Genomic DNA, 21,555 nt, shown 5'->3' with positions numbered 1-21,555 from the left:
TGTGGTTAAGTCCTCGATCGATTAGTATCAGTCAGCTCCACATGTCACCATGCTTCCACCTCTGACCTATCTACCTGGTCATCTTCCAGGGATCTTACTCACATAAAGTGATGGGAAATCTCATCTCGAGGGGGGCTTCATGCTTAGATGCTTTCAGCACTTATCCCTTCCGCACATAGCTACCCAGCGATGCCTTTGGCAAGACAACTGGTACACCAGCGGTGCGTCCATCCCGGTCCTCTCGTACTAAGGACAGCTCCTCTCAAATTTCCTGCGCCCACGACGGATAGGGACCGAACTGTCTCACGACGTTCTGAACCCAGCTCGCGTACCGCTTTAATGGGCGAACAGCCCAACCCTTGGGACCGACTACAGCCCCAGGATGCGATGAGCCGACATCGAGGTGCCAAACCTCCCCGTCGATGTGGACTCTTGGGGGAGATAAGCCTGTTATCCCCGGGGTAGCTTTTATCCGTTGAGCGATGGCCCTTCCATGCGGAACCACCGGATCACTAAGCCCGACTTTCGTCCCTGCTCGACTTGTAGGTCTCGCAGTCAAGCTCCCTTGTGCCTTTACACTCTGCGAATGATTTCCAACCATTCTGAGGGAACCTTTGGGCGCCTCCGTTACTCTTTAGGAGGCGACCGCCCCAGTCAAACTGCCCACCTGACACTGTCTCCCACCCCGATAAGGGGCGCGGGTTAGAATTTCAATACAGCCAGGGTAGTATCCCACCAACGCCTCCACCGAAGCTGGCGCTCCGGCTTCCAAGGCTCCTACCTATCCTGTACAAGCTGTACCAAAATTCAATATCAGGCTACAGTAAAGCTCCACGGGGTCTTTCCGTCCTGTCGCGGGTAACCTGCATCTTCACAGGTACTATAATTTCACCGAGTCTCTCGTTGAGACAGTGCCCAGATCGTTACGCCTTTCGTGCGGGTCGGAACTTACCCGACAAGGAATTTCGCTACCTTAGGACCGTTATAGTTACGGCCGCCGTTTACTGGGGCTTCGATTCGCACCTTCGCTTGCGCTAAGCACTCCTCTTAACCTTCCAGCACCGGGCAGGCGTCAGCCCCTATACTTCGCCTTACGGCTTCGCAGAGACCTGTGTTTTTGCTAAACAGTCGCCTGGGCCTATTCACTGCGGCTCTTCGAGGCTATGCACCTCAAAGAGCACCCCTTCTCCCGAAGTTACGGGGTCATTTTGCCGAGTTCCTTAACGAGAGTTCTCTCGCTCACCTTAGGATTCTCTCCTCGCCTACCTGTGTCGGTTTGCGGTACGGGCACCTTTTTCCTCGCTAGAGGCTTTTCTTGGCAGTGTGGAATCAGGAACTTCGCTACTATAATTCGCTCGCTGTCACAGCTCAGCCTTCACGATGATGGGATTTGCCTCATCATCAGCCTAACTGCTTAGACGCACATATCCAGCAGTGCGCTTACCCTATCCTCCTGCGTCCCCCCATTGCTCAAACGGAAAAGAGGTGGTACAGGAATATCAACCTGTTGTCCATCGTCTACGCCTATCGGCCTCGACTTAGGTCCCGACTAACCCTGAGCGGACGAGCCTTCCTCAGGAAACCTTAGGCATTCGGTGGATGGGATTCTCACCCATCTTTCGCTACTCATACCGGCATTCTCACTTCTAAGCACTCCACCAGTCCTTACGGTCTGACTTCACTGTCCTTAGAACGCTCTCCTACCACTGACACCTAGAGGTGTCAATCCACAGCTTCGGTGATACGTTTAGCCCCGGTACATTTTCGGCGCAGAGTCACTCGACCAGTGAGCTATTACGCACTCTTTAAATGGTGGCTGCTTCTAAGCCAACATCCTGGTTGTCTAAGCAACTCCACATCCTTTTCCACTTAACGTATACTTTGGGACCTTAGCTGGTGGTCTGGGCTGTTTCCCTTTCGACTACGGATCTTATCACTCGCAGTCTGACTCCCATGGATAAGTCTTTGGCATTCGGAGTTTGTCTGAATTCGGTAACCCGATGAGGGCCCCTAGTCCAAACAGTGCTCTACCTCCAAGACTCTTACACATGAGGCTAGCCCTAAAGCTATTTCGGAGAGAACCAGCTATCTCCAAGTTCGATTGGAATTTCTCCGCTACCCACACCTCATCCCCGCACTTTTCAACGTGCGTGGGTTCGGACCTCCATCCAGTGTTACCTGGACTTCATCCTGGACATGGGTAGATCACCTGGTTTCGGGTCTACGACCACATACTCATTCGCCCTGTTCAGACTCGCTTTCGCTGCGGCTCCGTCTCATCGACTTAACCTTGCATGGGATCGTAACTCGCCGGTTCATTCTACAAAAGGCACGCCATCACCCGTTAACGGGCTCTGACTACTTGTAGGCACACGGTTTCAGGTTCTCTTTCACTCCCCTTCCGGGGTGCTTTTCACCTTTCCCTCACGGTACTGGTTCACTATCGGTCACTAGGGAGTATTTAGCCTTGGGAGATGGTCCTCCCAGCTTCCGACGGGATTTCACGTGTCCCGCCGTACTCAGGATCCACTCAAGAGGGAACGAAGTTTCAACTACAGGGTTGTTACCTTCTTTGACGAGCCTTTCCAGACTTCTTCGTCTACTCCGTTCCTTTGTAACTCCGTATAGAGTGTCCTACAACCCCAAGAGGCAAGCCTCTTGGTTTGGGCTACATCCCGTTTCGCTCGCCGCTACTCAGGGAATCGCATTTGCTTTCTCTTCCTCCAGGTACTTAGATGTTTCAGTTCCCTGGGTCTGCCTTCCATACTCTATGTATTCAAATATGGATATTGTTCCATTACGAACAATGGGTTCCCCCATTCGGAAATCTCCGGATCAAAGCTCACTTACAGCTCCCCGAAGCATATCGGTGTTAGTCCCGTCCTTCGTCGGCTCCTAGTGCCAAGGCATCCACCGTGCGCCCTTCATAACTTAACCGAATTGGTTGTTACATAAGGTTTAAAACCTAAAATGGCGATACTCGGTAATTTCTTGACTATCAATTTATCTTTATCTAGTTTTCAAAGAACAAGGCTACTGATTTGCTTCACATCGTGAATCGCATCAGTGAGTTCTCTTCGTGCTGCCTTGCGCTGAGGTGAAGACAAAATCTTCGAATCAGCTTTGCCGCAAGCGCAAAGAAAATAAGAATTACTTGTTGTAAAACAAGTAATATCATTTTGATGGAAATTAAACCATCAAAACTGAACAAAACTTCGACTGTCAAACGTTTCATAAAATATTCCTTAGAAAGGAGGTGATCCAGCCGCACCTTCCGATACGGCTACCTTGTTACGACTTCACCCCAATCATCTGTCCCACCTTAGGCGGCTGGCTCCAAAAGGTTACCTCACCGACTTCGGGTGTTACAAACTCTCGTGGTGTGACGGGCGGTGTGTACAAGGCCCGGGAACGTATTCACCGCGGCATGCTGATCCGCGATTACTAGCGATTCCAGCTTCATGCAGGCGAGTTGCAGCCTGCAATCCGAACTGAGAACGGTTTTATGGGATTGGCTAAACCTCGCGGTCTCGCTGCCCTTTGTACCGTCCATTGTAGCACGTGTGTAGCCCAGGTCATAAGGGGCATGATGATTTGACGTCATCCCCACCTTCCTCCGGTTTGTCACCGGCAGTCATCTTAGAGTGCCCAACTGAATGCTGGCAACTAAGATCAAGGGTTGCGCTCGTTGCGGGACTTAACCCAACATCTCACGACACGAGCTGACGACAACCATGCACCACCTGTCACTCTGTCCCCCGAAGGGGAAAGCCCTATCTCTAGGGTTGTCAGAGGATGTCAAGACCTGGTAAGGTTCTTCGCGTTGCTTCGAATTAAACCACATGCTCCACCGCTTGTGCGGGCCCCCGTCAATTCCTTTGAGTTTCAGTCTTGCGACCGTACTCCCCAGGCGGAGTGCTTAATGCGTTAGCTGCAGCACTAAAGGGCGGAAACCCTCTAACACTTAGCACTCATCGTTTACGGCGTGGACTACCAGGGTATCTAATCCTGTTTGCTCCCCACGCTTTCGCGCCTCAGTGTCAGTTACAGACCAGAAAGTCGCCTTCGCCACTGGTGTTCCTCCAAATATCTACGCATTTCACCGCTACACTTGGAATTCCACTTTCCTCTTCTGCACTCAAGTTCCCCAGTTTCCAATGACCCTCCACGGTTGAGCCGTGGGCTTTCACATCAGACTTAAGAAACCACCTGCGCGCGCTTTACGCCCAATAATTCCGGACAACGCTTGCCACCTACGTATTACCGCGGCTGCTGGCACGTAGTTAGCCGTGGCTTTCTGGTTAGGTACCGTCAAGGCGCCGCCCTATTCGAACGGCACTTGTTCTTCCCTAACAACAGAGTTTTACGATCCGAAAACCTTCTTCACTCACGCGGCGTTGCTCCGTCAGACTTTCGTCCATTGCGGAAGATTCCCTACTGCTGCCTCCCGTAGGAGTCTGGGCCGTGTCTCAGTCCCAGTGTGGCCGATCACCCTCTCAGGTCGGCTACGCATCGTCGCCTTGGTGAGCCGTTACCTCACCAACTAGCTAATGCGCCGCGGGTCCATCTGTAAGTGGTAGCGAAAAGCCACCTTTCAACAGTTCCTCATGCGAGGAACTGAGTTATCCGGTATTAGCCCCGGTTTCCCGGAGTTATCCCAGTCTTACAGGCAGGTTACCCACGTGTTACTCACCCGTCCGCCGCTGATCTCAGGGAGCAAGCTCCCTTTGATCCGCTCGACTTGCATGTATTAGGCACGCCGCCAGCGTTCGTCCTGAGCCAGGATCAAACTCTCCGATAAAAGTTTGAATAGCTCTTGTTGCAACGATTCAATCGTTGCGGTAAATCTAGAATTAACGTTGACGTATTGTCTTGTTTTGTTCAGTTTTCAAGGTTCAATTTGTTTCGCGCTCCGTTTGAAGCGACTTTATTAATATAACATGTTTCATGCATTCGCGTCAACAACTTTTTTAATTTCTTTTTTTGAAATGATGTTTGCTGCATCAGCGACGTTTATTAATATACCATGCGTTTAATGTTATTGCAATATATTTTTTACAAAAAATTTAATCCTTGTCCATTTTTTCTTGTTCTTACCTGAAGTGCAGTTTCATAAACATAAGAATAGACATTCCCTGAAAGGAGATCCAGGACATGACGCTTATAGACGGAGCACAATACCTCTCTTACTTTATGGCCATTTATCTTTTCGCTTATTCGTATGTAACAGGGTTGAAAATCAGTGAAAGCACGAAACCCGTCAGAGGCTTTACATTTATTCTTTCAGTAGTTATGGCATTTGTCTTTTCAAGTTTTACATATGCGTTCTCCTAACCAATGCAATGGTAAGGAGAATATTGAAGACGCAGCTCATCATTGAGCTGCGTCTTTTTGCATGACCTTCATTACAATGAAAACAATAAGCCCTCTTCGTCATATTCCTCCCTGCCGATTGAAATCTTTTGTTCTTTGACGATTTCAGGTTCAAATGAATAATAAAAGTGCTTGTACGGGTTATCTTTTAACACCCAAACGAGCATGTTGGAGCAGCCTTGAGATTTCAATGCACTCATAGCAAATGAAAATAGGTCGCTGCCGATTCCATTTCTCTGATATTCCTTCAATAAATATATGGCGTACAATTCACCTTCATATTTCTTTTCACGCTCTTTACCTATAGAAACGAAACCGGCAATATCCCCATTATCCAGTTCGCACACATAGGTTTGATGTGAACCTTTGAGAATGCCATCCCATCTCACTGTCCTATCTTCTACTGTTAAGGAATCCAGGTACTCATCGGATACAATATCTATATAGGTCGTTTTCCAGCTGTTGATATGAACATTTGCGATTCCAGCTGCGTCAGGCAGCCCTGCTTTTCTAATATGGTAATTCTTCATTCTTTTTCACCTCGTTCACCTGTCGAACCATTTTCTTGATCTTTCTTTCTTCCATTAGAAAGAGGGTTACACCCAGAATAATGATCATACCGCCGATGACTTGGGTGAGAAGTATTTTTTCCGAGAGCAGCCAATAGGCTAGTAAAGAGGCCCCGATGGGCTCGAACAGGATCGCCATTGAAATGGTCGAAGTACTTAACCACTTTAACGACCAGTTAAATAATGAATGCCCTAGAAGGGTCGGAACAATCGCCAGCAGAAGAAAGTAAATCCAGTCCTCTTTCGGATAAGGTCCCAGACTTTCCCCCCGGATAAGTACATAGAATAAAAGTACAACCGCACTGATCGCATAGACCAAATACGTATATGTGACCAAAGACAGCCGTTTACGGATCGTTTGTCCAAATAAAAGATATCCAGTCACTAATGCACAGGCAAGCAAAGCTAGAATGTCGCCCCACAGGGCCTCTCCGCTGATCCTGAAATCTCCCCAGCTGATGATGATGCTTCCCGTCACTGCCAAGAGAGCAGAGATGACTGCTTTCCCGGTGAGTTTTTCCTGAAAAAATAAATAAGCTCCGATAAAGGCAAACAGCGGCTGAAGAGTGACAAGCACCGTCGAGCTGGCGACGGACGTGTAGTTGAGTGACTCAAACCACAGGATGAAGTGAAAAGCGAGAAAGATTCCCGCGATGATTGAAAACACCCAATCTCTCCGTGTAATAACTTTGAGTTCCTTCACATACTTTAAGAAAAATACAGGGGACATTAAAAGCACTGTGAAAAAGAGTCTGTAAAACGCTAAAATACCAGCCGGAGCACTCGATACTTTCACCAAAATTGCTGAAGTGGAAACGGAGATCACTCCGACAGCTAGAAGCAGGTATGGGTTTACTTTGGTTTCGGACATGGAAATACCCCCGTGTTTTTCTGAATGATGTAATGCTTCTTCTTAAAAGGTTTAATTGTTCTCATTTTAATAAATAGAGAGAGAGAATACTATATCCATTTATCAATTTTTACAATCGGGTTTACAGATATGGAGGGGGTAAGATGGACTTCATTGATACAGCACTTTACATGAAGCTTGGAATTTCTGCGGTTCTTGGATTAGTCATTGGTTTGGAAAGAGAACTAAAGCGGAAGCCTGTGGGTCTTAAAACCTCACTGGTCATTTGTATTGTAAGCTGCCTGTTGACTGTCGTTTCGATTGAATCGGCCTATATTTCCGAGGGATCTGAAAAAGTGAATATTACAATGGATCCTTTGCGGCTGGCAGCTCAAATTGTCTCTGGTATTGGTTTTCTGGGGGCAGGCGTTATATTGAGACGGGGGAATGACAGCATTTCAGGGTTAACAACAGCCGCGATGATCTGGGGAGCTGCCGGAATCGGGATAGCAGTCGGGGCTGGATTTTATTTAGAGGCAACCGCAGGTGTCGTGCTTCTTATCGTTTCTGTCGAGGTAGTACCTACAATCATTACCTTCATCGGTCCCAAACGACTGCGTGAAAAGGAATTGTTCCTGAGGGCGACCATTAAAGAGAAGCATGAAATCAAGACAATCATCGAACACATTAAGGAAGAAGAGATTGCAATAGAAAGCATGCGCATTAAGGATTTGAAGAACAACATGCATCTTCTGGAATTAAAGATCATCGTTGATTTCAGAAAAAAGACGACAGATATTTATTACACGATTTCTGAAATTAGCGGGATCAAGGATGTAGAAATCGAGAGCTTGTAAACAAATGAAATAACCCCTGAAACAATGCAGGGGTTATTTTTTATGAAGCTGGATTTTATCAATGCAGGGAAGATCCTTCACCACTTCCAATACACCATTAAAATTAACTGTATCCGGCGTAAGGAGCAGGAGAGAATATTTAAATCGTTCCAGACCTTTCAGGTCATCGTCATCTTCTATTTGATACTGGGTGATTTCTATGCCGTGTTGGGTAATCGCATCATTAATGGCACTTATATTTCCTTCCCCTTTTTTGACGACTAAACTTAAGAGAAGGAGTTTTTTATGTCTCACTTTCATTTTATAAAAGGTCTCAAACTTATTTAAGAAAAACAATGTGATCACAATGATGAACGTAGTGAAAATGGCTTCCCAATACATGCCGATTCCAACTACTAGACCAAGCCCCGCTACTACCCATATACTCGCGGCAGTGGTAAGCCCCCTCACAGTGACCCCACCATGAACCATAATTGTCCCCGCGCCGAGGAATCCGATTCCCGAGATGACGTACGAAGGGATACGGCTTGGGTCAAAACCGACTAATTCAGGGTGTTCTTCAAGGAACGGTTCAAATCCATATAGTGATACGAGCATCAGTAAACAGGATCCGACACCCACCAGGATATGCGTGCGCAGTCCCGCCGGATGGTTTTTAGACTCTCTTTCGATCCCGATCAAGCCGCTTAAAATGACGATTAACATGATCCGGTACAGGGAGAGCTCAAATTCATCCGGTAACTCCAAATCGATCATTTCTAAAAATTCCATTGGCGTTTCCCCTCTTCACAATCTTCTACTACTTATACTTTTAACCTATATCGAACATTTTAAAACCACTGTCAGTGGAGAGGAGGCGTCTTTTCAGAAGACGAGTATTCAATTGACTTCAAGAATATAAAAAACCAGGCAACGAAAACGTCACCTGGCACCTTGATTTCCTTTATTGAACCGGCTTCTTCAAGAACCCGACCATTAATGCTGTAATGATTGAACCGATCAGTACAGCTAAGAGATATAAGAATGGATTACCTTCTACCACAGGGAAGACGAATAATCCCCCGTGCGGTGCAGGCAGGCCGATACCAAAGGCCATTGCAAGTGCACCAGCAGCCGCTGAACCTGTCACGATGGAAGGAATGACCCTGAAAGGATCCGCTGCTGCAAATGGGATCGCACCTTCCGTAACGAATGATGCACCCATGAAGTAAGCGGCAATCCCCGCTTTTCTTTCATTGTCATTGAATTTCCTTTTAAAGAAAGTGGTCGCAAGCGCCAATCCAAGCGGCGGCACCATCCCTCCTGCCATGATGGCGGCGTGGGGTGCAAGATTCCCGCCTTCAATCATCGCTATACCGAATGTAAATGCAGCCTTGTTGATCGGACCACCCATATCAACAGCCATCATCCCCCCAAGAATCAACCCAAGGACAATCAGATTTCCAGTGCCCAATCCATCCAGCCAATTCTGAATTCCGCTGTTCACGGCACTGAGTGGCTCGACCAGGAATTGAAGCATGATGAAACCTGTGATAAAGATACCGAGCAGCGGGTAAATAAGAACCGGCTTGATGCCTTCCAGTGCTGCCGGGAAGTTATTCGTCAATCGTTTAATACCAACTACAACATATCCGGCAAGGAAACCGGCAATGATTCCCCCGAGAAAACCGCTTTGACCTGTAGCGGCAATCAGTCCGCCGACCATACCTGGCGCAAAACCGGGACGGTCGGCAATGCTCATTGCGATAAATCCTGCTAGGACAGGTACCATTAGATAAAATGCATTGTCGCCGCCAATTTTCATTAGCATGGCTGCAAACTCGTTGTATTCAGCATGATCCGGGTTGGCTGACTGAATGCCGAAGAGGAACGAAATCGCGATCAGGATCCCGCCTCCCACAACAAACGGAAGCATGTTGGAAACACCGTTCATCAAATGCTTATAAAATCCCGTTCGCTGCTTTTTCTCCGTACCCTGCTCCTCTGTTTCACTCGCTGCTTTACCACCGCTATAGATCGGAGCATCCTTTTTCACCGCTTTTTCAAGCAATTCCTTTGGCTTTCTGATTGCTTCTGCCACTGGAACTTCAATGACAGGTTTTCCTTTGAAACGATTCATATCCACTTTCGTATCTGCAGCGACAATCACTGCTGCAGCGCTTTCAATTTCTCCCGAAGTCAATACATTCTTTGCTCCCCCGGAGCCATTCGTTTCTACCTTAAGGTCGATCCCCAGCTCTTTCGCTTTTGCTTTAAGGGCATCCGCTGCCATGTATGTGTGAGCAATCCCGGTAGGACACGCCGTTACAGCCAACACCATTCCATCACTGGTGGAAGTCACTTCAGAAACGTTTTCCTCTTCTTCCTCTTTATCATGAAGATTAATAATCTCTAAAACTTCTTCTTTGGTAGAAGCATTTACTAACGATTTACGGACACTCTCATCCATCAGCATGGAAGAAAGCCGGCTGAGCGCCTCCAAATGTGTTTGATTCGCCCCCTCTGTTGCCGCGATCATGAAGAATAGGTGTGCAGGAGCCCCGTCCAGGGACTCATAATCTACGCCGGCAGCCGATTTTCCGAAAGCAATTGCCGGTGCCTTTACTGCTGATGTTTTTGCGTGCGGTATGGCGATGCCTTCGCCGATACCGGTCGTACTCTGTGATTCACGGTTCAGTATCGCTTGTTTGAACTCTTCGGCATCCTGCAGGTTACCGCTCTTATCCAGGACAGAAACAAGTTCGTCGATGACGGCAGCTTTAGATGACGCTTCTAGATTCAATGCGATCGTCTCTTTTCTTAATAGCTCTGTTATACGCATGGTACTTCCTCCCTTTTATCTTTTTTTGATATCAATCTGTTTATATAATTCATTTACTTTTTCTGCTTCACACAACCCAATGGAAAAAGCCGTCGCTGAACCTGCAGCTGTACCTAATCGGAATGAGTCTTCCAGGCTGAGCCCGTTTGAAAGTCCTGCCAGAAATCCCGCAACCGTCGAGTCACCAGCTCCCACTGAGCTTTTCAGTTCTCCTTTAGGAACAGATGCATAATACACTTCCTCTCCGGTTAACATAAGCGCTCCCTTTTCCGCCATCGATACAATCACATTTTGTGCGCCTTCTTCTTTCAGTTTCCTTCCGTAATGAATCGCTTCATCTATAGACTCGATCACCACATCAAACATTTCTCCAAGTTCGTGATGATTCGGCTTTATCAGAAATGGCTTCAGCGACAGAACCGGCTCTAGCAAATTCTTCTCAGCATCAATGACGATGCGCGCTCCCCGCTCCTCACAAAGAGCTGACGCTTCTTGATAAAAAGACCTAGGAACAGAAGCGGGTATGCTGCCTGCGAGCACCAGTGTGTCTTCCTTTGACAGGTCCGAGATTTGACTCAGAAGTTGATCTAACTGCCCCTTATGGATCGAAGGGCCGTTCCCGTTAATTTCCGTTTCGTCTTCGCACTTCACTTTTACATTGATCCGCGACATTTCTTCCACTTCCACAAAGTCGGTATCTATGTTTTCCTCTATTAAGAACTGCTTGATGTATTCACCTGTGAAACCTCCCGCAAAACCGAGTGCAGTGCTTTTTACACCCAGGACGTGAAGGACACGGGAGACATTGATTCCCTTTCCGCCAGGCAGTGTACTTTCCTTCGCTGACCGGTTCAATCCGCCTTTCTTAAACTGATCAAGCTCCATAATATAATCAACTGAAGGATTCAGGGTCAAGGTGTATATCATGTTGTCACAACCTTTACTGTAGTTTGTTTCTTATATGCCGGGTCGAGATCATTCGTAGTCCCATTGGTGATGACGATCGCTTTCTCAAGATCAGCAATCTTACTGAACGCGATTTCCCCAAATTTAGTATCGTCCGCTAACACCATCGCTTCTCTCGAAAGTTCAATGGCCGTTTTCTTTATTTGCGCTTCTTCTGGATCCGGTGTCGTGTATCCATATTGAGGATGGACACCGTTCGTTCCGAGAAATGCTTTATCAAAGCGGTATTTTTGAAGAGATTCAATGGCTCCGCTTCCGATCATCGCCTTCGTGGTCGGTTTCACGCTGCCTCCCACGATATACGTTTTGAATCCTTTCTGCAGCAGGGAATCTACATGAGTCAAACCATTTGTCACGATCACGATATCGATTTCAGGAAGGAACTCGATCATGCCAAGCGTCGTTGTTCCTGCATCCAGAAAAATGCAATCCCCTTCTTCAACAAGGCTTGCCGCATACCGGGCGATCGCGTTTTTTTCATGAAGGCTTTTGGATGTTTTTTCAGAAACAGTCAATTCCTTCAGCTTCCCTTGAAGCCTTGCCGCCCCTCCGTGAACCCTCTTTAAAAACTTCTCTTGTTCAAGCTGAGTCAGATCACGGCGGATCGTTGATTCAGAGGCATTCGTCTGCTCTGCAATCTCTTGGATTTTGATGGCTTCCTTCTCTTTCAGCAAGTCTAAAATAATACGGTGTCGTTCTTCGGTTAACATAAGTTCCTCCCGCTACTTTCTTAATTAATTCCATTATAATGAGAACGTTTACAAAAATCAATCATTTTCTATCAATATCATTCATAAACGTTCATTCGGCAATCAAAAACGTTCAAGATGACTTTTGGGATGGGTTTAGATCTTGAATATGGGTGGGGGTGAGGAAGTTTAACTTTATAGCCGTGGCTTGAAGGCAGTTTAAATCATTCTAAGTAGCTCAATTATCCTTTGAACTGGCACAATAAATTGAAATCCGGCACAATTATCAACTGCTCCTCCCCAAAGGAGCCGCTTATGAGTATTTAAATATCCCATTTTATAAAGTGCACAGGTGAAATGGTTTGAAAGATGGTCATTTTTACTTGAAAGTTATAAATTTTGATTGTTTTATTGCGAATATTCATGTCAGAATTACCGACTGAGCGCTCAATCCCCGCTTCCCCCTTTCCACCGCTTCACCCCCTCTCTCTCCCTGCATCCATCCTTTATTCCCTTTAAATCCCAACTAAACAACCACTTCCAACATACCGATAAAAATACAACAAGAGTAATAATTAGTTTGTGTTTTACTGGAGAAAGGCAGTTCAATTCATTCTCCACAGAGAAATGAGTATGATGACATCCAGAAGGAGAGACCTGACGTGAATGAATGGCTTAGCAAGATGACAGAATGGATGAATGAAAATCAGTTACTGAGTGTGCATTATATGAAAACCAAGAAAGGCCCACACTCTTTTTCTGGCAGACTACTTCAAATAAATGACGAACATTTACTTTTTTACGCGGATGATACGAAGGAAGTGATCAATCTGCACTTGAATCAGATTGACCACATCGAACATTTTGGCTAATGAAACAAAGGCCCGTCCCTCGTCAATTTAAAGTGTTGAAGTGCAGGCCCGCCCCTTTCTTTCCAAGACATAAAAAAAGCCAGCTCCTTAAACCGGAGCTGGCTTTTATCATACTATCTTATTCATGGTTTTCTTCATGTTTTGCTTCTGGATTTTCTGTGCTTTTCGGATTTGGATTTACATACTGATAATCTTTACGATCGATCGGCGTATATCCTTCCGGTTTGTGGAAACGCAGTAAATCCTCATAGACTACCTTATCTGATAGCTCAAGGCGTTTCTGGGCATCCTTACTGATATCTTCACAAGCTTTGTTAGCTTCCTCATTATCTTCTTCAACAGGCTTACCTGTTTCGTTATCGTAGCAGACGCCTTTGATGTTGGAATACTTATCAGAAATCACATCACCGTTACGGAAAGGAACAATTTGCTTGCGTTCTTCAGATAACAAGTCTTGACCAAAGCTTAGATAATCTTTCGTCTCTTGTCCAAGAAGGTGCATAACTGTTGGGCGAAGGTCAATCTGTCCGCCGTACGTATGGTTGACTCCACCTTCAGCGCCAGAGTTCAGGATGAACAGTGGTACACGCTGCAGCTGAGCACTTTCGTAGTCATTCACTTCTTTGCCAAGGATTTCAGACATCGCTTTTTTATGATTATCTGAAATACCATAGTGGTCTCCGTAAAGAACAATCATCGTATTGTCATATAAACCTTTTTCTTTCAAGTCGTTCACAAATGCTTCAAGCTGTTGATCCATGTAGTGTGACGTTTGGAAATAACGGTCCACTACACCATTACCTGTTTCCGCTGTCGGGAAGTCAGTGTCTTCCTCATGACGGTCAAACGGGAAGTGGTTGGATAACGTCAGGAATTTCGTATAGAACGGCTGCTTTAAACTCTCGAGCATCGGAATTGAATCTTCAAAGAACGGCTTATCTTTCAATCCGTATGGAAGCTGTTCTTCCGGGTTGCTCATATCATAATACGTTGCATCAAAGAACTTGTCATACCCCATTGAACGGTACATTTCAGAACGGTTCCAGAACGTTTTATAGTTACCGTGGAACACGGCTGAAGTGTATCCTTTATCCTTTAAGATAGCAGGAGCAGATTGATACGTGTTATTTGCATGTGTCATGAAAACTGCACCCTGTGGAAGCGGGTATAATGAGTTTTCGATGATGAACTCTGAGTCGGATGTTTTACCCTGACCAGTCTGATGGAAGAAGTTATCAAAGTACATGGCATCTTTATTTTCAACTAAAGAATTCAGGAACGGTGTAACTTCCTGACCATTCAACTCTCTGCCAATCATGAATGACTGCAGGGATTCCATAGAAATATAAATGACGTTTTTACCTTCAGCTTTACCGAAGGCATCAGGGTTTGGAGCCGCTTTGTTTGCTTGCACAAAGTTCTCTACCTCTGATACCTCATTGCTGTCGGCCATAGCACGTTTCGCTTGTGTCTTAGAGTTTTGAACGACATCATAGATTGTAAAGTTGTGTGTTCCTAAATATTTTACCAGGTAGTTACGGTCAAAGCTTCGAGTCAATAACTCCGGACGATCAATATTTGCAAGTCCAAGGTTCAATAAGAAAACAAGAACTGCAGAAGTCATGACCGCGAATACTGAACGGAAACGCAGCTTTTCCTGCGGCTTTACTTTCTTCAGGATCATTAATCCAATAATGATGAACAGATCCAGGAAGTAAAGAAGGTCTATAGGATTGATTAACTCAACGGCACTTCCGCCGAGTCCGTTATTCGTTTTTGCCTGAAGAATAACCGGAACTGTAATGAAATCATTAAAGAAACGGTAGTACACGACGTTTGCATATAATACGAAAGACATCAATAAGTTAATGACGATAAATGCAATATATCGTCCTCTGCCTTTCCAGAAAAGAGCAAATGCAAAGAAAAATAGTGCTGAACTCAGCGGGTTAAAGAATAGTAAGAATTGCTGCATGAAATTTTGAATTCCAAGGTTGAATTCCGCCAAGTAGACGGCATACGTTTTAAGCCAGAATAAAATGACAACTGTAAAGAAGAAAGTCAACTTCCCAGCACGCATCTCACTGCGCATGTCATTGAAACGGTTCTTAAAGAAGTTCATACTTCATCACCTTTTATATTAAGATTTAGTAAAGATCGTTTGTTTTTTGTAAATCAAAATTGAGTCAACAAAAAGTATTATAGCAGAAATTAATTTCAGCTGTATAACATTTTAGTGTAATTCGTAACAAAAACATTTCATCGGAATTCGACAATTTCTTGAGGAATCTAATCATATGAAGGGATGTAACGCTTTCACTCTTATATTACTTCCATCGATCGATGCCTGAATGTACTTGAGGTGTAAATAATAACCAAAGAAATATTAATTCTATGTAAATGTCTACCCAGGCAGATTCCAAACCAAACATAAATCTTGATTATGTATATGTTAGGCTCTGTTAAATGTAAGTGTTGTATACAGTGAAGACTGATGGATTTCCAATAAAAAAGTTTGAGGGTTATCCAACCATTAATGAAGGAATTGATAATTAGTGGTTTATGTTTTGTGATCGAGGGTATTTATTTAGAAAAGAAAAAACAAGGGGCGGTCACCCCTTGTTCATTTAAAAGACTATTCAATGATTCTGCGAGCTGTCACATAATTTTCTTGATACCAGCTTCTATCCAAGTTTCGTTTTACAACACCTAAAGTCTTACCGGCGGACATGATCACTTCATTGTTGCCTGCGTAGATGGCAGTATTAACGATTTCACCGTCACTTGAAGAATTTGAGAAGAACACGAGGTCCCCTTCCTTCAATTGAGATTTCGAAACGTACTGGCCTTTTGTCGACTGCCCGGCTGCTGTTTTATCCTGAAGGTCGATGCCGTTCTGTTTAAACACATAGTAAGCGAGTCCTGCACTGTTAAAACTCATTGTGCTTTCATCATAAGAACGTCCATACTGAGCTTTGCCCATTAAATCTTCTGCAAGCCCTGAAACCTCAGTACCTTTATTTTGAGGAGCAGCAGGCTTGTCTTCAGTGTTTTCCGGTTTATCTGCTGGAGCTTGTGGCTGAACATCCGATTCTGATGGTGTTTCTGCCGGCTTCTCTGCTTGAACATCCGTTTCTGTTTCAGGCTTTGCTGCAGGTGTTTCTGGTTGAACATCCGTCTCTGTTTCAGGCTTTTCCTGAGAAGCAGATGGTGTTTGAGTTTCAGTATTTTCGGCTGTATCTTCTGTAGCCGCCGCATCCACGTCAATCACGCGGCGCGCAGTAACATAATGTTCATCGTAGTAGCCGTTAAGAATAACGCTCTTCTTGATTCCGGAATCAGAACCGGCAGCGTGAACAATTTGATCATTCCCCGCATATACACCTACATGAACAATCTTTCCGTTACTTGAATTATTTGAAAGGAATACAAGGTCACCTTTTTGAAGATCTTGACGTTTAACAGGTTCTCCAAGTTTTGACTGTTCACTTGCTGTTTTTGATTTAAGGTCAATCCCTACCTGCTTATACGTATAATAAGTCAGTCCTGCACCATTGAAAGTCAATGTTTCTTCATTGTAAGGAGTGCCGTAAGAAGCTTTCCCGATTAACCCTTCTGCTATTTCAACTACCTTTTCTGCAGTGGATGAAGTTGCTTCATCATACATAAAGGAAGGAAGCACACGTCGTGCAGTTTTATAATTATTCTTATAATAATCCTTACCGTCTAAATCAGAGATCAGAATATCATTCTCTTCGTCTGCCATATGAATGATTTTGTTATCTCCGATATAAATCCCATTGTGAGTAACCGGGTCGTTATCATTCGGGTTTGAATCGAAGAACACAAGATCTCCCTTTTGAAGCTGATCCTTTGGTACATACTCACCCAATTGTGCCTGTACGTTTGTATCCCTTGTTGCAAGGTCGATACCGTTTTGTTTGAAGGCATAGTATATGAATCCACTGCAGCCAAATTGATGCGGCGGGTTGTAAACATATCGTTCGTATGTCGCTTTACCAATTAAGCTTTTTGCAGTTGAAATAATATTATCAGCTTTCTGCTCTACTTCAGGCTGCTGGGAAGCTGTTTCTGCATTTGCTTGCTGCACAGGCGGAATTGACACAGAGCTGAACGTTAAAGCAACTGTGCATACCGCGGTTGTCATTAATTTCTTCATGTTTCTACCTCCTGTGAATAAAGTGAAATATTCTAATTTCTTATCCACAGCAAGTATAACAAAGATTTTAGCGATTAAACGATGTAATAATTGCCAAGAAGGAGCGAGATACCAACAGGGGTAATAGGAGTGGGTCTTTTTTCTTACTCACTTATCCATCCGCTTTAAAGGAGCTTGCAAGCCTTATTAACTCCGTATCCATCATCGATCCTTTGATCATTAATACGGTTTTTTCATCCAACAGATTTGCTACATACTTTTTAATGTGTGCAGGAGAATCTGCTGTATATACTTTCCCTTCGAACCCATCCTTTTGAGCCTGATCCGCTACCTGCTTTGTATTCTTTCCTACAGCAATCAAGGTGTCGATTTTCTTAGATGCAATTAATTTTCCTAAATCATGATAAATTTTCTTCTCCTGCTTCCCTAAATAGGCAATATTACCTAATACCAATACACTTTTTCTATCATTTCCCAGCCTTTCAAGTACTTCAATGGCTGCACTGATGGATGTGGGGTTTGTACTCCACGTATCATCAATGATCGTAGATGCCATAATACCTTTTTCAACCTGCAAATGCCGTTCAAGATTTTTAAATGTCCTCAGTCGCATTGAAGCCTTCCTAAGGCTCAGTCCGATTTTATGGGCAGCTGCAAGAGCGAACAGCGCATTATATATCTGATGTTTTCCAAAGCCCGGTATATACATCCTGTACGTTTTGTTTTTATGATGAAGTGTAAATGACATTCCTTTCCTTCCATAAACAATGTCAGCGGCTCGGTAATCCGCGCGTTTGCTTGTACCGCAATATATGATCTGCCCGGAGAATCCTGATAAAGATACTTTCTTTGTGTTTTCATCCTCGCTGTTTAAGATGAGGGTGCCGCCCTTACTGACACCTTTGACAATCTCGGATTTTGCTTTGATGTACCCGTCTAACGTCTTGCACTTATCCAGGTGGTCGACACCGATTGTTGTGAGGATTCCGATTGTAGGTTGAAATACTTGGCAATGATAATGAAGGTTCCCGGGACCGCGCAGACCGGTTTCAAATACTGCAGCATCCGTGGTTTCATCGATGCCCATAAGATATTGAAAGGATTTTCTGGTGGCATTCCTGCTTCTGATGGTGGATTGGATGGAATGTGTAGAAGATAAAAGGTGGGAAAGAATCTCTTTGGTGGTGGTTTTTCCACAAGTGCCCGTAATGGCCACGATCGGCAGATCAAATAGATTTCGGTAATAGCGGGTGAACGCCCAGAATGCATCATCTACATTTTCAACTCTTACGATACCTGCGGCTTCACTAGCCTTCATTTCTTCATCACTTTTATCCGTTACGATAATATAAGGCGAGTATCTAATCACCTTGTTAACGTGAAAGGCTTCGTTTTTTCTTAAGAATATTAACGTGTTTCTCATTTTTATTCTGTGCAGATGGGAGACCATCGCATCCTTCACGATGAAATTGTCATCTCCATATACGAGCTCTCCATTTATCACACCCATTATTTCTCGCAGTGGCAGAGGTTTCATTTTTTCACTCCTGTCTTAAGGTAAAAGTTCATCATTATAGTTAATGGTTCATTAAGAAATGTTCCTTAAGTGTCATTAAATCATCGTCTGTATTTGAACACTTATAAAGCATTAAGCTCTCATGGGATAATAATGAAGAGACTTTATGGTAGACGTCTTCTACATCCAGACATGCATGTACTTGGATGTCCTTGTTTCTATCCGCCACTCTTCGGGCTGCATACATGGCGTTATGTCCATATGTCACCAGAACATCGATGTCTTGTTCTGCGATCATGTCCCCCACTTCCTCATGAGTTTTTTTAGTATAATCGCCCAATCTGCCGATATTTCCAATCAGTAAGATTTTTTTCCTGCCGTCTGCAACGGATTGCAGTACCTTCAATGCTTCCTTTAATGCTCCGGGTGTTAAACTCCAAGAATCATCAATGATGGTGGAACCCTTTATCCCCTGCTTCAATTGAATATGTTTTTCGAGCACACTGAACGACCTCAATGCTTCGATGGCTGACTCGAGATCCATACCAGCTTCCAGTACAGCTCCGATCGCAGCCATGGCATTATAAGCCTGATGTTCTCCCAGACAAGGCAGGACCACCGAATATGCTTTGCTTTTATACGTCATAGTGAATCTCGTTTGATTTGAACCGATGTGTATATCAGCAGCTCTCAAGTCGGCAGCTGCCGATTTCCCGAAGGAAACCAGCTTCCCCTTATAATCCTTTAAAGGAAGGGTGGCTATATTTTCATCATCTGCATTCACCAGTAACGTTCCTTTATTCTTTAACCCTTCTATGATTTCTCCCTTTGCTTCAATATAATTTTCCATTGTTTTGCATTTGTCCAAATGAAAGACTCCTATGTTGGTGATGATTCCGATCGTAGGCTGGAAAATATCACAATGATACCGCAGGTTCCCGGGGGATCCCAAACCTGTTTCAAAGACTCCAACGTCTGTGTCTTCATTAATTCCCATCAGATATTCAAAGGACTTTCTCGGCGCATTTCTGCTCCTTTTGGTGAATTGAACGGAATATTGTTTTTTAAGGATATGAACAATCATGTCCTTTGTCGTAGTCTTCCCATTCGTTCCGGTGATGGCAATGATGGGAATGTTCCATAATCTTCTATAAAAATCAGCAAAGGCAAATATGGCCCTTCTAATATTGTCCACTTCAATCACAGCAAACGCTTCTGTATATCTCTCTTTACAATCCCTTGCATCACTGATGATGACATATGGCTGCAGATGCTCGATTTCTTCATGATCGAATGGCTTCCTTCTGTCTAAAAAGATGATTGTGTGACTCCTGCTGACTCCATGGAGGTGATAAATGACTGCGTCTTTCACCAATAGATCATCCGAACCAAGCACTAATTGTCCTCCGACTGTCTGAATTACGCTCTTCAGTTGTAAAACTTTCATCCTTCACCTCTCCTTATCATTCCTCACTCATCAAACGCTCTTTTAATCTCATCAAAGGTTTACTGCCGGCCCGGCATTTGACCAGCATGTATGACTGCTCATCGAGATGTTTCAATATCAGTTTTTCCATCCCTTTAATCGAGGTAAATGGATATACAATGATATTTTCACTTTCCATCGATGCCTGCTCCGCCAGTATCTTCGCTTTCTTTCCATACGTAAACAGCACATCGATTCCGTATTCAACCACATACTTTCCGAGTTCCTTGTGTATGTCCTTTGTTTTTCTGTTGAGTCTTTCAACATTCCCTATTAGAGCTATACGCTTCTTATCTTTGGCTATCAAGGAAAGCGTCTTAATGGCTTCCTTTAATGAGGTAGGGTTCACATTCCAAGTGTCATCGATGATCGTTGAACCGTTCCGGCCTTTACGCAATTGAAAATGCCTTTCCAGATTTTTAAAGGTGCGTAACCTTCTGATCCCTATTTTAATGTCTACCCCAAGTTCTACCGCAGCCCGTAACGCAGCCAATCCATTGTATACGTGATGTTCTCCGATTTCAGGAATAAAAGCAGGGTATTTGCGGCCGTTTGCATGTAAGGTGAAATGCGTACCCTTTTCACTGATTGAGATATGGGTTCCCCTGAAGCCGGACGGCTGATGGATACTAAAATAAAGGACATTTCCTTTGTACTCTTCTAAATTAATTTTAGAACTATTGGGGTCATCTGCATTCAGTATCAATGTACCTTTGTTCTGCAGCCCTTCAAGCATTTCCGCTTTGGCTGCAAGATATCCTTCAAAGGTCTTGCAGCGATCGAGATGATACACTCCGATATTGGTAATGATCCCTATATCCGGTTGATAGACCTTGCAGTGATAGCGCAGATCACCAGGACCGCCCAAGCCCGTTTCAAATACACCTGCATCAGTACTCTCGTTTATTTTCATCAGGTATTCAAATGATCGATGCGGGGTATTGTCATTCTGTTCGGTGGAAACGACAGAATGATTTTCCTCCAAGATATGCGTCAGCATCTCACGGGTGGTTGTTTTTCCACAAGTTCCTGTAATGGCCACAATCGGGAGTGTATAGATACCCCTGAAGTATTTCACAAACTTCGTAAACGCTTCCCTCACATTTCGAACCTGAATGATGGTCATCCCTTCTTCACCGCTTACAGCAGCTTGATCATGATCTGTAATTACGGCGCATGGAGCATTCCTCACCATCCTATTCCATTTCTTTTCGCTGATTGGCTTCCTTTTATCGATGAAAACCAGTGTATTCGTCATCTTCAGCTTATGCTGATGGAAGATGATCGCATCATGGATGTCCATATTTTCAGAACCGCTTACTAAAGCTCCTTCCACTGCCCCTCTGATTTCCTTTAAATGAAGTTTCATCATTTCG

At 44.4% G+C, this 21,555-nt stretch carries 14 protein-coding genes and 2 rRNA genes; 3 read left to right on the top strand and 13 right to left on the bottom strand.

Annotated elements, in window-relative coordinates:
* Position 1: 1 nt before the first annotated feature.
* Both HWX64_RS16370 and HWX64_RS16365 read right to left on the bottom strand, forming a co-directional pair.
* A 23S ribosomal RNA gene (locus HWX64_RS16370) occupies positions 2 to 2,937 on the bottom strand.
* Positions 2,938 to 3,249: 312 nt separating this feature from the next.
* Positions 3,250 to 4,801, bottom strand: a 16S ribosomal RNA gene (locus tag HWX64_RS16365).
* Together the 16S and 23S rRNA genes form the textbook arrangement of a ribosomal RNA operon.
* A 353-nt stretch (positions 4,802 to 5,154) precedes the next feature.
* On the opposite strand from HWX64_RS16365, the gene HWX64_RS16360 reads away from it, so the two are divergent.
* A complete protein-coding gene (locus HWX64_RS16360; RefSeq protein WP_175990577.1) occupies positions 5,155 to 5,334 on the top strand; it encodes a hypothetical protein in 180 nt (59 codons plus the stop codon).
* Between the two features lie 71 nt (positions 5,335 to 5,405).
* Here the strand turns inward: HWX64_RS16360 and HWX64_RS16355 are convergent, their stop codons facing one another.
* Positions 5,406 to 5,903, bottom strand: coding sequence for a GNAT family N-acetyltransferase (locus HWX64_RS16355; protein ID WP_175990576.1), 498 nt, complete (start codon positions 5,901 to 5,903; stop codon positions 5,406 to 5,408).
* Positions 5,884 to 6,813 (bottom strand): DMT family transporter, encoded by a 930-nt coding sequence (locus HWX64_RS16350; RefSeq protein WP_175990575.1) that lies wholly within the window; start codon positions 6,811 to 6,813, stop codon positions 5,884 to 5,886. Before HWX64_RS16350 ends, HWX64_RS16355 begins: the two co-directional genes overlap by 20 nt.
* Positions 6,814 to 6,956: 143 nt before the next feature.
* On the opposite strand from HWX64_RS16350, the gene HWX64_RS16345 reads away from it, so the two are divergent.
* Entirely contained in the window at positions 6,957 to 7,649 is a 693-nt protein-coding gene (locus HWX64_RS16345) for an MgtC/SapB family protein (protein ID WP_175990574.1), read from the top strand.
* Positions 7,650 to 7,682: 33 nt separating this feature from the next.
* Here the strand turns inward: HWX64_RS16345 and HWX64_RS16340 are convergent, their stop codons facing one another.
* The 4 genes from HWX64_RS16340 to HWX64_RS16325 all read right to left on the bottom strand — a co-directional run bounded on the left by HWX64_RS16340 (position 7,683) and on the right by HWX64_RS16325 (position 12,146).
* On the bottom strand, positions 7,683 to 8,420 hold the full coding sequence (locus HWX64_RS16340) for an MgtC/SapB family protein (RefSeq protein WP_254871177.1): 738 nt from the start codon (positions 8,418 to 8,420) through the stop codon (positions 7,683 to 7,685).
* A gap of 172 nt (positions 8,421 to 8,592) precedes the next feature.
* Entirely contained in the window at positions 8,593 to 10,470 is a 1,878-nt protein-coding gene (locus HWX64_RS16335) for a PTS fructose transporter subunit IIABC (RefSeq protein WP_175990573.1), read from the bottom strand.
* A 15-nt stretch (positions 10,471 to 10,485) separates the two neighbouring features.
* The gene (gene pfkB / locus HWX64_RS16330) at positions 10,486 to 11,397 is read right to left on the bottom strand and encodes a 1-phosphofructokinase (protein WP_175990572.1); all 912 of its coding nucleotides are present in this window, start codon (positions 11,395 to 11,397) and stop codon (positions 10,486 to 10,488) included.
* Positions 11,394 to 12,146: a DeoR/GlpR family DNA-binding transcription regulator gene (locus HWX64_RS16325; protein ID WP_175990571.1), complete on the bottom strand. Its 753-nt coding sequence runs from the start codon at positions 12,144 to 12,146 to the stop codon at positions 11,394 to 11,396. The genes pfkB and HWX64_RS16325 overlap by 4 nt, the downstream gene beginning before the upstream one ends.
* A 641-nt stretch (positions 12,147 to 12,787) precedes the next feature.
* Here HWX64_RS16325 and HWX64_RS16320 point away from each other — a divergent pair.
* Complete coding sequence (locus HWX64_RS16320; protein ID WP_175990570.1) at positions 12,788 to 12,997, top strand: hypothetical protein; 210 nt, start codon at positions 12,788 to 12,790, stop codon at positions 12,995 to 12,997.
* Positions 12,998 to 13,115: 118 nt separating this feature from the next.
* Here the strand turns inward: HWX64_RS16320 and HWX64_RS16315 are convergent, their stop codons facing one another.
* The 5 genes from HWX64_RS16315 to murF form a co-directional block, all read right to left on the bottom strand.
* Positions 13,116 to 15,089: an LTA synthase family protein gene (locus HWX64_RS16315; RefSeq protein WP_175990770.1), complete on the bottom strand. Its 1,974-nt coding sequence runs from the start codon at positions 15,087 to 15,089 to the stop codon at positions 13,116 to 13,118.
* 543 nt (positions 15,090 to 15,632) lie between these two features.
* Complete coding sequence (locus HWX64_RS16310) at positions 15,633 to 17,177, bottom strand: C40 family peptidase (protein ID WP_175990569.1); 1,545 nt, start codon at positions 17,175 to 17,177, stop codon at positions 15,633 to 15,635.
* Positions 17,178 to 17,328: 151 nt separating this feature from the next.
* Positions 17,329 to 18,714, bottom strand: coding sequence for a UDP-N-acetylmuramoyl-tripeptide--D-alanyl-D-alanine ligase (locus HWX64_RS16305; RefSeq protein WP_175990568.1), 1,386 nt, complete (start codon positions 18,712 to 18,714; stop codon positions 17,329 to 17,331).
* Positions 18,715 to 18,754: 40 nt separating this feature from the next.
* Positions 18,755 to 20,140 carry a UDP-N-acetylmuramoyl-tripeptide--D-alanyl-D-alanine ligase gene (locus HWX64_RS16300; RefSeq protein WP_175990567.1) on the bottom strand — a complete coding sequence of 462 codons (1,386 nt, stop codon included), beginning with the start codon at positions 20,138 to 20,140 and terminating at the stop codon, positions 18,755 to 18,757.
* A 16-nt stretch (positions 20,141 to 20,156) separates the two neighbouring features.
* Positions 20,157 to 21,551 (bottom strand): UDP-N-acetylmuramoyl-tripeptide--D-alanyl-D-alanine ligase, encoded by a 1,395-nt coding sequence (murF, locus tag HWX64_RS16295; protein WP_175990566.1) that lies wholly within the window; start codon positions 21,549 to 21,551, stop codon positions 20,157 to 20,159.
* Between the last annotated feature and the right edge of the window lie 4 nt (positions 21,552 to 21,555).

The organism is Bacillus sp. Marseille-Q1617 (assembly GCF_903645295.1).
In the GTDB taxonomy this organism is placed as follows: domain Bacteria; phylum Bacillota; class Bacilli; order Bacillales; family Bacillaceae_B; genus Rossellomorea.
Note: the sequence above shows the minus strand (reverse complement) of the source record. Positions and strands in the feature narration are given on the sequence as shown.

Coding starts and splice junctions, on each gene's coding strand:
- HWX64_RS16360 (WP_175990577.1), top strand. CDS start 5,155: ATGACGCTTATAGACGGAGCACAATACCTCTCTTACTTTATGGCCATT.
- HWX64_RS16355 (WP_175990576.1), bottom strand. CDS start 5,903: ATGAAGAATTACCATATTAGAAAAGCAGGGCTGCCTGACGCAGCTGGA.
- HWX64_RS16350 (WP_175990575.1), bottom strand. CDS start 6,813: ATGTCCGAAACCAAAGTAAACCCATACCTGCTTCTAGCTGTCGGAGTG.
- HWX64_RS16345 (WP_175990574.1), top strand. CDS start 6,957: ATGGACTTCATTGATACAGCACTTTACATGAAGCTTGGAATTTCTGCG.
- HWX64_RS16340 (WP_254871177.1), bottom strand. CDS start 8,420: ATGGAATTTTTAGAAATGATCGATTTGGAGTTACCGGATGAATTTGAG.
- HWX64_RS16335 (WP_175990573.1), bottom strand. CDS start 10,470: ATGCGTATAACAGAGCTATTAAGAAAAGAGACGATCGCATTGAATCTA.
- pfkB (WP_175990572.1), bottom strand. CDS start 11,397: ATGATATACACCTTGACCCTGAATCCTTCAGTTGATTATATTATGGAG.
- HWX64_RS16325 (WP_175990571.1), bottom strand. CDS start 12,146: ATGTTAACCGAAGAACGACACCGTATTATTTTAGACTTGCTGAAAGAG.
- HWX64_RS16315 (WP_175990770.1), bottom strand. CDS start 15,089: ATGCGCAGTGAGATGCGTGCTGGGAAGTTGACTTTCTTCTTTACAGTT.
- HWX64_RS16310 (WP_175990569.1), bottom strand. CDS start 17,177: ATGAAGAAATTAATGACAACCGCGGTATGCACAGTTGCTTTAACGTTC.
- HWX64_RS16305 (WP_175990568.1), bottom strand. CDS start 18,714: ATGAAACCTCTGCCACTGCGAGAAATAATGGGTGTGATAAATGGAGAG.
- HWX64_RS16300 (WP_175990567.1), bottom strand. CDS start 20,140: ATGAAAGTTTTACAACTGAAGAGCGTAATTCAGACAGTCGGAGGACAA.
- murF (WP_175990566.1), bottom strand. CDS start 21,551: ATGATGAAACTTCATTTAAAGGAAATCAGAGGGGCAGTGGAAGGAGCT.